The sequence below is a fragment of the Pseudomonas azadiae genome, assembly GCF_019145355.1.
Lineage (GTDB): Bacteria > Pseudomonadota > Gammaproteobacteria > Pseudomonadales > Pseudomonadaceae > Aquipseudomonas > Aquipseudomonas azadiae.
This window is the reverse complement of sequence record NZ_JAHSTY010000002.1, coordinates 1,520,339-1,532,851: the sequence shown is the minus strand read 5'-3', so window position 1 is coordinate 1,532,851 and position 12,513 is coordinate 1,520,339. Positions and strand designations below refer to the sequence as shown.

At 60.5% G+C, this 12,513-nt stretch carries 12 protein-coding genes; 11 read left to right on the top strand and 1 reads right to left on the bottom strand.

All coding sequences use genetic code 11. The features are described 5' to 3' along the window. Positions 1-3 precede the first annotated feature (3 nt). A complete protein-coding gene (locus tag KVG91_RS23355) occupies positions 4-960 on the bottom strand; it encodes a LysR family transcriptional regulator (protein ID WP_169378857.1) in 957 nt (318 codons plus the stop codon). Positions 961-1,075: 115 nt separating this feature from the next. On the opposite strand from KVG91_RS23355, the gene KVG91_RS23350 reads away from it, so the two are divergent. The 11 genes from KVG91_RS23350 to KVG91_RS23300 all read left to right on the top strand — a co-directional run bounded on the left by KVG91_RS23350 (position 1,076) and on the right by KVG91_RS23300 (position 12,300). After that, positions 1,076-2,371 (top strand): MFS transporter, encoded by a 1,296-nt coding sequence (locus tag KVG91_RS23350; protein WP_169378858.1) that lies wholly within the window; start codon positions 1,076-1,078, stop codon positions 2,369-2,371. A 16-nt stretch (positions 2,372-2,387) separates the two neighbouring features. Then, a complete protein-coding gene (gene rhmD, locus KVG91_RS23345) occupies positions 2,388-3,572 on the top strand; it encodes an L-rhamnonate dehydratase (RefSeq protein WP_169378859.1) in 1,185 nt (394 codons plus the stop codon). A gap of 11 nt (positions 3,573-3,583) precedes the next feature. Further along, a complete protein-coding gene (locus KVG91_RS23340) occupies positions 3,584-4,384 on the top strand; it encodes an aldolase/citrate lyase family protein (protein ID WP_169378860.1) in 801 nt (266 codons plus the stop codon). Positions 4,385-4,395: 11 nt separating this feature from the next. Beyond that, a complete protein-coding gene (gene aldA / locus KVG91_RS23335) occupies positions 4,396-5,829 on the top strand; it encodes an aldehyde dehydrogenase (RefSeq protein ID WP_169378861.1) in 1,434 nt (477 codons plus the stop codon). A 70-nt stretch (positions 5,830-5,899) separates the two neighbouring features. Further along, on the top strand, positions 5,900-6,781 hold the full coding sequence (locus tag KVG91_RS23330; protein ID WP_169378862.1) for an amidohydrolase family protein: 882 nt from the start codon (positions 5,900-5,902) through the stop codon (positions 6,779-6,781). After that, positions 6,781-7,101: an L-rhamnose mutarotase gene (gene rhaM / locus KVG91_RS23325; RefSeq protein WP_178115329.1), complete on the top strand. Its 321-nt coding sequence runs from the start codon at positions 6,781-6,783 to the stop codon at positions 7,099-7,101. Before KVG91_RS23330 ends, rhaM begins: the two co-directional genes overlap by 1 nt. A 40-nt stretch (positions 7,102-7,141) precedes the next feature. Then, a complete protein-coding gene (gene rhaT / locus KVG91_RS23320; protein ID WP_169378863.1) occupies positions 7,142-8,200 on the top strand; it encodes an L-rhamnose/proton symporter RhaT in 1,059 nt (352 codons plus the stop codon). A 28-nt stretch (positions 8,201-8,228) separates the two neighbouring features. Beyond that, complete coding sequence (locus tag KVG91_RS23315) at positions 8,229-8,999, top strand: SDR family NAD(P)-dependent oxidoreductase (protein ID WP_169378864.1); 771 nt, start codon at positions 8,229-8,231, stop codon at positions 8,997-8,999. Positions 9,000-9,121: 122 nt separating this feature from the next. Next, a complete protein-coding gene (locus tag KVG91_RS23310) occupies positions 9,122-10,444 on the top strand; it encodes a carbohydrate porin (RefSeq protein WP_169378865.1) in 1,323 nt (440 codons plus the stop codon). Positions 10,445-10,660: 216 nt separating this feature from the next. Continuing rightward, positions 10,661-11,593 carry an NAD(P)-dependent alcohol dehydrogenase gene (locus KVG91_RS23305; RefSeq protein ID WP_169378866.1) on the top strand — a complete coding sequence of 311 codons (933 nt, stop codon included), beginning with the start codon at positions 10,661-10,663 and terminating at the stop codon, positions 11,591-11,593. A gap of 2 nt (positions 11,594-11,595) precedes the next feature. Further along, a complete protein-coding gene (locus tag KVG91_RS23300) occupies positions 11,596-12,300 on the top strand; it encodes a helix-turn-helix transcriptional regulator (RefSeq protein ID WP_169378867.1) in 705 nt (234 codons plus the stop codon). Positions 12,301-12,513: the final 213 nt, after the last annotated feature.

Here is a 12,513-nt window from a genome sequence, read left to right as displayed (position 1 = left end):
AGCCTACGCAGGGGCAGCGTCCAGAGTGGCTGCTTTCTGCCGCAACAAGTCGATAAACAACCCCAATTCCCGACTCACCGGCTCGCCCTTGCGCATCAGCAAGCCAAACGGTGCCAGCCGCACGTCCAACGCAACCGGCAGTGCCACCACCAAGCCCATCTTCAGGTAGTCACGCAGGGCGCTTTCCGATAACACCATCACCGCATCGGTCAGTTGGATCAGTTGCTGCATCGAATACACCGAGCTGCATTCGATGATATCGGCCGGGCTGGGCAGTGCCAGGTCCTGCAACGCCAAGTCAAAGCTGATACGCGCCGGGCTGGTTTGCGGTTGCAGAATCCACGGCCAGTCACGTACCAATTCCGCCAGCGATAGCTGATCGCGTTGGGCCAACGGGTGACCGGCGTGTACCACTACCATCAGGCGCTCATTGCCCAAGGGTTCGAAGCTGTAGTGCTCGTTGTCGGTGGCCGCGTTGCGGCGTGAGATCGCCAGATCGATACGGCCCTGTTCAAGCAGTTGGATCACTTGGTCGCTGGTGTCGCCCATGATGCGGATACGCAGTTGCGGGTTGAGCGACTTGATCTGCGCAATGCTGTCCATCACCAGGTCCGGCGCGGCGCCCATGATGGTACCGATGGACAGGTAGCCATAACCGCCCTGCTTACGCGCCGTTAAATCTTCGGCACAGCGGTCCAGGCCACTCAGCGCCGACTCGGCGAAGTTGATCAGTTGCTGGCCGAGTGCCGTAGGGCGCATCCCCCGAGGCAAACGTTCGAACAGATCGCAGCCGAACATGTCCTCGATCTCGTGCAGCATACGCGTGGCGGCAGGCTGCGACATGTTCAGGGCCTGTGACGCGCGGTGCAGGTTTTGGCTGGAGCTCAGCGCCACCAGCATATGCAAATGCTTGTAGCGCAGGCGGTTGAACAGGCTGGGAGAGATCGCAGGACTACGCATTTTTTCCTTTTAATCGATACCCTTAGGTTATCGCCTTTAAGCGAGATTCGATTTGTAGCGCATTGCTCGGCCGCCGTACAGTCCGGTCCATAAGAACAAAACGACGGACTCCCTTATGAAGACCCTGCCTGCGCCCCTGCTCGCCAAGATGTCCTGGCGGCTGCTGCCCTTTCTGCTGCTGATGTACATCATGGCGTTTCTCGACCGCGCCAACGTCGGGTTTGCCAAACAAGCCTTCCAGGCTGATACCGGGTTGAGCGATGCCGCCTTCGCCTTTGGCGCCGGTGTGTTCTTCGTCGGCTACGCCCTGCTGGAAGTGCCGAGCAACCTGATCCTGCACCGCGTCGGCGCCCGCCTGTGGATGTGCCGCATCATGGTCAGTTGGGGCCTGATCTCGGCGGCGATGGTGTTCGCCCATAACGAAACCAGCTTCTATGTGTTGCGCTTCCTGCTAGGCGTGGCCGAAGCCGGCTTCTTTCCCGGCGTGATCCTCTATCTCACCTATTGGTTTCCCCAAGCAGTGCGTGGCAAGGCCATGGGCTTCTTTTACTTCGGTGCCCCCCTGGCATTCATCTTCGGCAGCCCGTTGTCCGGTTTGCTGTTGGAGATGGACGGTTTCGGTGGGATTCACGGCTGGCAATGGTTGTTCGCCGTCGAAGGCTTGATGGCCACCGCCGTCGGCATCTGGGCCTACTGGTATCTGGACAATCGCCCCGCCGACGCCAAGTGGCTGAGCATCGAGGAGCGCCAGCAAATCCAGCGCTTGCTCGAATTGGAAGACCAACACAAAACCTCCCATGGCCGCAGCCTGCTGACCGTGTTGTGCCAACCCTCGGTGCTGTACTTGTGCCTGGTGTACCTGCTGATCCAGGCCAGCGTATATGGCGTGGTGTTTTACCTGCCGACGCAAGTGGGCGATCTGCTCGGCTCCAAGGTGGGCTTGATGGTGGGACTGGTCTCGGCCATCCCCTGGGTCTGCGCACTATTCGCTGCCTGGTGGATTCCGGCCTATTCCGACCGCTCCGGTTTACGTCGCCAAACAGCCTGCCTGACGTTGCTGATGGCCGCCGCCGGCATCGCCTGCTCGGTGACCTTCGCCAACCCGCTGCTGGGCATGCTCGCCCTGTGTTTCGCTGCCTCGGGTTTCATCGCCGTGCAACCGGTGTTCTGGACCTTTCCATCAAGCTATCTGGCCGGCAGCGCCGCTGCCGCCGGCATTGCCCTGATCAACTCTTTCGGTGCCCTCGGCGGCTTCATTGCCCCGGTCATCAAGCACTGGGCCGAAGGTGCCTTCCATTCCCCGGCAGCCGGTTTGTACCTGCTGTCCGCTACCACGGTACTGGCCGCATTGCTGGTGCTGGGCATCCATTCACCCGGCCGTAACGCGTCGAATACGCCGGCCACTGTTTAACGCCAGGAGTCACACTATGGGTCATCTCACCATCAAACACGTACGCGCCTTTGTACTGCGAGGCGGCGGCGCCGATTATCACGATCAAGCCGACGGCCATTGGATCGACGATCATATCTCCACGCCCATGAGCAAATATCCGGAATACCGCCAGAGCCGTCGTAGCTTCGGGATCAACGTGCTCGGCACCCTGGTGGTGGAGATCGAAGCCAGCGACGGCACCGTCGGTTTCGCCGTGACCACCGGCGGTGAACCCGCGGCTTATATCGTAGAGAAACACCTGGCGCGCTTTATCGAAGGTGCGCGCGTCACCGATATCGAAAAGATCTGGGACCAAATGTACCAGTCCACCCTTTTCTACGGCCGCAAGGGTCTGGTGATCAATACCATTTCCGGTGTCGACCTGGCCCTGTGGGACCTGCTCGGTAAGATCCGCCAGGAGCCCGTTCACCATCTGCTCGGCGGTGCGGTGCGCGATGAATTGCAATTTTACGCCACCGGCGCGCGCCCCGATCTGGCCCAGAAAATGGGCTTTATCGGCGGCAAGATGCCCCTGCACCACGGCCCCAGCGAAGGTGAAGAAGGCCTGCGCAAAAACCTCGAAGCCCTGGCGACCATGCGTGAACGGGTCGGCCCGGACTTCTGGTTGATGCTCGATTGCTGGATGAGCCTGGATGTGAACTACGCCACCAAACTGGCCATAGGCGCCCACGAACATGGGCTCAAGTGGATCGAAGAGGCCCTGTCTCCGGACGATTACTGGGGCTACGCCGCCCTGCGCAACAACGTGCCAAAAGGCATGCTGGTGACCACTGGCGAGCATGAAGCCACGCGCTGGGGTTTCCGCATGCTCCTGGAAATGGGCTGCTGCGACATTATCCAGCCCGATGTCGGTTGGTGCGGCGGCCTCACCGAGCTGGTGAAAATCTCGGCCCTGGCCGATGCCCATAACGCAATGGTCGTGCCCCACGGCTCGTCGGTCTACAGCTACCACTTTGTTGCCACCCGCCATAACAGTCCATTCGCCGAGTTCCTGATGATGGCGCCCAAGGCGGACGAAGTGGTGCCGATGTTCCACCCGCAACTGCTCGGTGAACCGGTGCCGGTGAATGGCCGCATGCGTTTGTCGGCGCTGGACAAGCCCGGCTTCGGTGTTGACCTGAACCCTGATTGCCAACTGCACCGTCCGTACAACCGCTAAGGAGCGTCGCCATGAATATGCCCCGCAATGGCTTCAAAGCCGCCCTCGCTCGGAACGCCACCCAATATGGCATCTGGGCCGGTTTCGCCACCGGCTACGCTGCCGAGATCGTCGCCGGCCTCGGCTACGACTGGATGCTGATAGACGGCGAACACGCACCTAACACCGTGCCGAGCGTGCTCAACCAGTTGCAGACCGTAGCGCCCTACACCACTGCGCCCGTCGTACGCGCAGTCAACGGTGATGCCAGCCTGATCAAGCAACTGCTCGATGTCGGCGCCCAGACCCTGATGATCCCCATGGTCGAAACCGCCGAACAGGCCCAGGCCCTGGTACGCGCCATGCGTTACCCACCCCACGGCATTCGTGGTGTCGGCGGCGGACTGACCCGTGCCACACGTTGGGATGGCGTGGCGGACTACCTCAATACCGCCCATGAAGAGTTGTGCCTGATCGTGCAGGTGGAGTCGCGCCTGGGCGTGGAAAACGTCGCGGCGATTGCCGCCGTGGAAGGCGTGGACGCGGTGTTTATCGGCCCCGCCGACCTGTCCATCGGCCTCGGCCACGCCGGCAACCCCAGCCACCCCGAGGTGCAGGAGCGTATCAGGCACGCAGTGGATGCGACCCTCGCCGCCGGCAAGGTCAGCGGCATTCTGGCGCCCAATGAAGAAGACGCCCGCCGCTACCAGGCCTGGGGTTGCCGCTTTATCGCGGTGGCCATTGATATCAGCCTGCTACGCCAGAGCGCCCTGGCCACCCTCGCCCGCTATCGCCCGGCTGCCGACACCCAAGCGCCTTCGCGCACTTACTGAGGAACCTGCCCATGTCATCCGTTCCCGTTTACCAGAACTTCATCAACGGCCGCTTTGTCTCCAGCGAAGCGCATATCGATGTGCTCAATCCGGCCACCGGCGCCTTGCTGTCCAAGGTCCCGGCCTCCAGCACCTCCGACGTCGACCAGGCCCTCGCCGCTGCCCGCAGTGCGCAAAAAAACTGGGCACGCAAACCCGCGATCGAACGCGCCGGGCACCTGCGCCGCATTGCTGCCAAGCTGCGCGAAAACGTCGCCCATCTGGCCCGCACCATTACCCTGGAGCAAGGCAAGATCACGGGCCTGGCCGAAGTCGAGGTGAATTTCACCGCTGATTACCTCGACTACATGGCCGAGTGGGCGCGGCGCATCGAAGGCGAGATCATCACCAGCGACCGCCCCAATGAAAATATCTTCCTGTTCCGCAAGCCGTTGGGCGTGGTGGCCGGCATCCTGCCATGGAACTTCCCGTTCTTCCTGATCGCCCGCAAGCTGGCCCCGGCGCTGCTCACTGGCAACACCATCGTGATCAAGCCCAGCGAAGAAACCCCGAACAATTGCTTTGAATTCGCCAAACTGGTGGCCGAAACCGACCTGCCCGCCGGCGTATTCAACGTAGTCTGCGGCGATGGCCAGGTCGGTGGTGCACTGACTGCCCACAAGGGCGTGGACATGATCAGTTTCACCGGCAGCGTCGCCACCGGCACGCGGATCATGGCCGCCGCCGCGCCGAACATTACCAAGCTCAACCTGGAGTTGGGCGGCAAGGCGCCGGCCATCGTACTCGCGGATGCCGACCTGGAGCTGGCGGTCAAAGCCATCCGCGATTCGCGCATCATCAACACCGGCCAAGTGTGCAACTGCGCCGAACGGGTATATGTGGAACGCAAGGTCGCTGACCAGTTTATCGAGCGCATCAGCGCGGCGATGGCCGCGACGCGCTACGGCGACCCCATCGCCCAGGCCGACGTGGAAATGGGCCCGCTGATCAACCGCCAGGGCCTCGACAGCGTCGACCGCAAGGTTCGCACCGCACTGAGCCAGGGAGCCACCTTGATCAGCGGCGGGCAGATCGCCGACCTGGGCGCGGGCTTCCACTTCCAGCCCACGGTATTGGCCGGCTGCCGCGCCGATATGGAGATCATGCGCGAAGAGATCTTCGGCCCGGTGTTGCCGATCCAGATTGTCGACGACCTCGACGAAGCCATCGCCCTGGCCAATGACTGCGACTACGGCCTGACCTCGTCGATCTACACCCGCGACCTGGGCAAGGCCATGCACGCGGTGCGCGAGATCGACTTTGGCGAAACCTACGTCAACCGCGAGAACTTCGAGGCCATGCAAGGCTTTCATGCCGGCGTACGAAAATCCGGGATCGGCGGTGCCGACGGCAAGCACGGCCTGTACGAATACACCCACACGCATGTGGTGTACCTGCAGGGCTGAGCTGTTTAAACCGGGCCACGCACGCTAGCGTGCTGGCCCTTCAAAATTTGCTTTTGATAAGGACTGCGCCATGCCCCTGACGCTTTATAGCGGCCCGATCATCGACAGCCACTTGCACCTGTTTGATCCGCGCCGCCCCCAGGGCATCCCCTGGCCCGAGCCGGGCAACCGGTTGTACGCCGCGCACCTGCCGGCGGACTACTGGGCCCTGGCCGGCCCACACAATGTGATCGGCGCGATTGCCGTGGAAGCCAGCCCGTGGCGCGACGATAACCGCTGGCTGCTCGACACACTGCGCAGTGAGCCGCGCATGCTGGGTTTTGTCGGCAACCTGGACCCGCTGCACCCCGACTTCGCCGCCGACCTCGAGGCGTTGGCGGATGAACCGCTGTTCCTCGGCCTGCGCTACGGCAACCTGTGGGACCGCGACCTGCTGCAAGACCAGACTCGCCCCGGCTTTATCGACGGCCTGCGCCAATTGGCCGCCTGCGGCCGTGGCCTGGACAGCGCCAATCCGAACCCGCGCTTGATCAAGGCGCTGTTGCACCTGAGCGATGCTTTGCCACAACTGCGCATCATCGTTGATCACCTGCCCAACGCCCAAGTGCCGGCGGGTGAAGAAGCCGCCTACCACGCCGACCTGCTGCGCCTCGGCGAGCGCCCGAATGTGTTCGCCAAACTGGCGGAAATCCCCCAGCTCGGACCGCACGGCTTGATCACCGACACGGCGTTCTACCACGACCGCCTGGCCGTGCTGTGGGAGGCCTTTGGCGAAGAGCGATGCTTCTTCGGCAGCGACTGGCCCAACAGCGATCACCTGGCGAATTTCGCCACCACCCTGGGGCTCGTCAAACAGTGCATGGCCGACAAACCCGAGGCGGTGCAAGCGAAGTTCTTCCTGCACAACGCGGTGCGCATCTACACGCCGACGCCGCCCCATGGAGACCAGTGATGCAGACCCGTGCCTTTCGCATGAACCTCAACCCCGGCCAGGCCGCCGAGTATCGCCGACGCCATGACCAGATCTGGCCGGAACTGGCCCAAGCCCTGCTGGACGCGGGCGTGGTGGATTACCGGATTTTCCTCGATGAGCCGGCCAACGCGCTGTTTGCCGTGCTCACCCACGAGGACTTGCATAGCCTGGATGAACTGCCCGGTACCGACTTGATGCAGCGCTGGTGGACCTACATGCAGGACATCATGCCCAGCCATGCAGACGCTTCGCCAATAAGTGTCGACCTGCTTCCCATGTTCCAACTGACGCGCCCCTGATCCAACCGACCCACAACAACAATAAAAAGGATTCAACTACGTGGAAATCATTCTCCTTGGTGTGATTCTGCACTTTATCGGCGGCTTCGCTTCCGGCAGTTTCTACATCCCTTACAAGAAGGTCCGCGGCTGGGCCTGGGAAAGCTACTGGATCACCGGCGGCCTGGTGTCCTGGCTGATCGTGCCGCTGATCGCCGCCCAACTGACGGTGCCAGGCTGGGTGGAAATCCTGCGCAACGCCGACACCAGCACCTTGCTCTGGACCTATATGTTCGGCGTGTTATGGGGTATTGGCGGGCTGACGTTCGGCCTGACCATGCGTTACCTCGGCTTGTCCCTGGGCATGTCGCTGATCATGGGCCTCACCTCGGCCCTCGGCGCCTTGATGCCGGCGCTTTACCGCGACCTGTTCACCGCTGAAACCGAAGGTACGCTGACCTCGATGCTGGCCTCCCAGGGCGGGCATTGGGTGCTGTGGGGCGTGGCGGTGTCGCTGGTCGGTATCGCGGTGTGCGGCAAAGCCGGGCTGATCAAGGAACGCGAAGTGTCCCAGGCGGTGAAGTTCGCCAGTGTCAGCGAGTTCTCCCTGGGTAAGGGCATGCTGGTGGCGGTGATTTCCGGCGTGCTCAGTGCGTGCTTCAGCTACGGCATTTCCGCCGGTCGCCCACTGGCCGCCGCAGCAGTGGAACAGGGTGCCAACAGTCTGTTCCAAAACAACGTGACCTTCATGGTGATCATGTGGGGCGGCCTCACCACCAATGGTATCTGGTGCCTGTGGCTGAACTGGCGCAACCGTACCTTCCATAACTACACCGACCGCAGCACACCGTTGCTCGGCAACTACCTGTTGGTGGCCATCGCCGGCACCCTGTGGTTCCTGCAGTTTTTCTTCTACGGCATGGGCGAAAGCCGCCTGCAGAACGACGCCAGCTCCTGGGTGCTGCACATGTCTTTCATCATCATCGTGTCCAATTGCTGGGGCCTGTATTTCCGCGAATGGCAAGGCACCAGCGCCGCCAACAAGGGCGTTTTGGTAGCGGGTATCGCGGTGATCCTCGGTGCAATCGCCATGGTCGGCTACGGCAATTATCTCGGCTGATGCCGCTTATTTTTGAAGGAGTGTTTTTATGTTGCTTGCAGACAAAACCGTGATCGTCACCGGCGCTTCCCGTGGTATCGGCCGGGCAGCCGCCCGTGAATGTGCGCGCCAGGGTGCCCGCGTGGTTATCGGCCATAGCGGTAGTAGCCAAGGCACCGAGGCGGCGTATTCGTTGATCGAAGAGATCAAGGCCTTTGGCGGCCAGGCCATTGAAGTGGGGGGCGACGCGGCAGACCCGGACACCGGCGACAAGCTGGTGGCCGCCGCAGTGCAGGCCTTCGGCAGCGTCGATGTGTTCGTCAACAACGCCGGCATCTGCCCGTTCCACTCGTTCCTCGACATGCCCCGCGAGGTCTACCTGAAAACCATCAACACCAACCTCAACGGCGCCTACTTCGCCGTGCAGGCGGCGGCCAATCAGATGAAAAACCAGGGCCGTGGTGGCGCGATCATCGCCGTCAGCTCCATCAGTGCCCTGGTTGGCGGCGGCATGCAAACCCACTACACGCCGACCAAGGCAGGACTGCATTCGTTGATGCAATCCTGCGCGATTGCCCTGGGGTCCTACGGCATTCGCTGTAACTCGGTGCTGCCGGGGACCATTGCCACCGATATCAACAAGGACGACCTGGCCGACGAGGAAAAACTCGCCTACATGACCTCACGCACGCCGCTGGGTCGCCTGGGTGAACCGGATGATGTGGCCGGGCCGATCGTATTCCTCGCCTCGGACATGGCGCGTTATGTGACCGGTGCTTCGTTGCTGGTGGATGGCGGGTTGTTCGTAAACCTGCAGTAACCACCGCTTCCCAGACATCACACTTCCAATGTGGGAGCGGGCTTGCCCGGCTCCCACAAGGATCGCGCACGCCTGAAATTTGAGCTTCACCCCAATAAAAACAACAATCCAGGAGCACCTCCATGCGCCCCACCCTCCCCCTGGCCCTGCTGTGCAGCGCCATGTCCACCTGCGCCCTCAGCGCCGGCCTGCTCGCCCCCAACTCCCCCGCCATGCTCGGCGATTGGAACGGCATGCGCCCGCAATTGGCCGAACAAGGCTATGACTTCACCCTCAAATATGTCGGCGAAGTCGGCTCCAATCTCGGCGGTGGCTACGACTCACACACCACCGCACGCTGGAGCGATCAACTGATCCTCGGTGTGAACATGGACCTGCAAAAACTGCTGGGCTGGCAGGACGCGACCTTGCGCATCGGCATCGGCGAGCGCCATGGCAAGGACATCACCAACGACCGCGTGCACCAGCCCAACGCCACTGGCCTGACCTCCACTATGGAAGTGTTCGGCGGTGGTAACGCCTGGCGGCTCTCACAGTTGTGGTACGAGCAAAAGTTCTTCGACCGCAAGTTCGCCCTCAAGCTCGGACGCTTCGGCCACGGTGAAGACTTCGATCAATTCCCCTGCGAATTCCAGAACGTCACCCTGTGCGGTTCCCAGGAGGGCAACTGGAACGGCGTATGGAACAGCTTCCCCATCAGCCAATGGGCGGTGCGCGCCAAGTACCAGTTCACCGATGAGTTCGCGGTGCAGGTCGGTGCCTATGACAAGAACCCTGGCAACGCTGAAGCCAGCAATGGCTTCAAGCCGTTTATCAGCGGCTCCCAGGGCACCAGTTTCCCCATCGAGGTCATCTGGAAAGGCCAGATCGCCGGGCTGAATTCCGAGTATCACGCCGGCTACTACTATGCCAACGCCGACACCAAGGACATGCTCAAGGACGCCGATGGCAACTATGCCGCCAGCTCGCAAAAACCTTATCGGCTGTACTCCAGCAACGACGGCTGGTGGCTGTCGGGCCAGCAGCAACTGACCACGGTGGACGGCAATAGCAAGCGCGGGCTCAATGTGTTTGCGAACCTGACCATGAACGACCCGGACAAGAGCGTGATCAAAAACCTGATCCAGGTCGGCCTGATCTACCGTGGCCCATTCGACTCACGCCCGGACGACACCTTTGGCATCGGCGCCTCGAAACTGCAGGTCAGCGACCGCTATACCCGCAACACTCAAATGCTGAATGCGGCCAATGGCGTTACCGATATCGACGACCCGCTGTACGTCCCCGAGCAACGCCGCGAGTACAGCTACGAGATCAACTACGGCGTGCAAGCAACCAAATGGCTGATGGTGCGTCCCAACCTGCAATATGTGAAATACCCCGGTGGGCTCACGCAAACCACCGGCGCGGTGGTCGGGGGGGTGCAGTTTATTGCTGATTTTTAATTAGCCTCCAAGTGCGAGTACGTCGTTTGCCGGCATTGCAAAACCATCGGCTTCAACCCCCTCAACGAACTATTGCACGCCATCGAAATCGGCAATAGTTCCGCACAGGCGAACCAGGAAGAAAACTGATCGAATGGTGACAAAAACTGACCGCCTTGCTCTGTAGATTCCAATCGGTGACTACCCCAGTCGTATGCCGGATTTTGGAGACGCATCATGAAACGCATTCAGTACAGCAGATATGGCGGGCCAGAGGTCATGCAGGTCCAGGACTTTGAGCTTCCTTCCCCAGGCGAAGGTGAGGTCGGTGTCAGCGTCAAGTTTTCAGCGATCAATCCCATTGACTGGAAGCTGCGGACTGGGCAAATGAAGATCGTTACCGGTAGGAAATTCCCTCGCGCGATGGGAATGGATTTCTCTGGCAGGGTTATATCGGTCGGTACCGGCGTCACGCGATTCAAAGTCGGGGACTCGGTGTTTGGACTTGCCCGTTTTAAAGAAAGCGGAGCGTTCGGCCAAGCCCTTATCACAAAAGAGGCGTTTTTAGCCCATAAGCCGGATGATGTGTCATTCGAGCACGCCGCCTGCCTGGGCACCCCAGGTATAACTGCCTGGAACGGGCTTATAGACAAGGCCAAGCTGCGAGCCGGCCAGCATGTCTTCGTCAATGGATGCGCCGGAGCCGTAGGCGAAGCGGCTGTACAAATAGCGCTGATGCAGGGAGCCGTCGTCTCGGGCAGCTGCAGCGACAGGGACATGCAGCGAGCAAAGTCGTTGGGGATGCACACTGTTTATGATTATCGGAACCTGCAGCTATCAAGTATTGCCACTCGATTCGACGTGGTTTACGACACCGCGGCAACGCTGTCGATATCTGAAGGCGTTGCGACGCTAAAATCGGGCGGCGTATTTCTGGATCTAAACCCCGGCCCAGGCAAGTTTGTCCGCGCTTTTTTTGATCGCAGACTCAAAATGATCATAGGCTCACCGCGCGCCGATATATTGGATCAGCTTGCCAAGGCTGCCAGTGATAAGCGCTACAACGTCCGAGTAGCGGAAACCGTTTCGATGGCCGAGGCGATTCGACTTATCACTGAGCTTGAGAAAGGCCGTAAGCTCGGCGGTAAAGGTGTCATCGCGATGGAGTAGACATGGCCAGGAGTCACCGTTTGTTTGAGCTAATGCAAGTGCTGCGCCGACACCGTAGAACGGTGTCGGGCCAGACACTTGCGCGGGAGTTGGGCGTTTCATTACGCACCATACGTCGCGATGTGGTGACCTTGCAGGGGATGGGCGCCGACATCGAGGGCGAGCCTGGCTTAGGTTATATTTTGAAACCTGGTTTTCTGTTACCCCCGCTTGCATTTACAGAAGAAGAAATACAGGCGCTTGTAGTCGGTGCCCAGTGGGTCAGTCGTCAGACAGACGATAAATTTGCCCTCGCGGTAAAGAATGCGTTGGCCAAAATCAATGCCGTGTTGCCTCTGGATATGCGTCACACCTTTGACGACGAAACGTTCTACGTGGGCGCCCACTCCAACCTTTCCACTTCAATCGACCTGAGTGAAGTCCGATTCGCATTGCGTGATCAGCGCAAACTGCTTATCACCTTGTCGATATCCCACGCACCTGCAGATAAACAAATTATCTGGCCGATCATGCTGGGCTTCATAGACGCAAAGCGCTTCCTGTCGGCGTGGTGTGAAGGGGACAACCGTTTCCGCGTGATAGCGATGGATGACATCGCAAAACTGGAAGTGCTTGCCGAGCGCTACAGTCGTAACCGACGCCAGCTTATCAAGGAATGGCGAGCTCATGAGGTCTTGCCTTGTAACGGCTCTGGCAAGGAGTGCTGATCGGAGGAACAAACGACGGCGGATGATGCGCCTCAGGCGGAAATCACCAGGCGCGCGTACCATTCGCAATCGCTCGCAACCCGATGTGGATGGGGGCAAAACTGGGGGCACAATTCGTTTATTTCAGGCTGAAACCACCGTTCTAGAGACCTGTCAAAATGTTTTTCGGCGACCCTCAGAGCCTTTGAGCGTCGTCAGGAAGCCTGTTCATCC

Coding starts and splice junctions, on each gene's coding strand:
- KVG91_RS23355 (WP_169378857.1), bottom strand. CDS start 960: ATGCGTAGTCCTGCGATCTCTCCCAGCCTGTTCAACCGCCTGCGCTAC.
- KVG91_RS23350 (WP_169378858.1), top strand. CDS start 1,076: ATGAAGACCCTGCCTGCGCCCCTGCTCGCCAAGATGTCCTGGCGGCTG.
- rhmD (WP_169378859.1), top strand. CDS start 2,388: ATGGGTCATCTCACCATCAAACACGTACGCGCCTTTGTACTGCGAGGC.
- KVG91_RS23340 (WP_169378860.1), top strand. CDS start 3,584: ATGAATATGCCCCGCAATGGCTTCAAAGCCGCCCTCGCTCGGAACGCC.
- aldA (WP_169378861.1), top strand. CDS start 4,396: ATGTCATCCGTTCCCGTTTACCAGAACTTCATCAACGGCCGCTTTGTC.
- KVG91_RS23330 (WP_169378862.1), top strand. CDS start 5,900: ATGCCCCTGACGCTTTATAGCGGCCCGATCATCGACAGCCACTTGCAC.
- rhaM (WP_178115329.1), top strand. CDS start 6,781: ATGCAGACCCGTGCCTTTCGCATGAACCTCAACCCCGGCCAGGCCGCC.
- KVG91_RS23315 (WP_169378864.1), top strand. CDS start 8,229: ATGTTGCTTGCAGACAAAACCGTGATCGTCACCGGCGCTTCCCGTGGT.
- KVG91_RS23310 (WP_169378865.1), top strand. CDS start 9,122: ATGCGCCCCACCCTCCCCCTGGCCCTGCTGTGCAGCGCCATGTCCACC.
- KVG91_RS23305 (WP_169378866.1), top strand. CDS start 10,661: ATGAAACGCATTCAGTACAGCAGATATGGCGGGCCAGAGGTCATGCAG.
- KVG91_RS23300 (WP_169378867.1), top strand. CDS start 11,596: ATGGCCAGGAGTCACCGTTTGTTTGAGCTAATGCAAGTGCTGCGCCGA.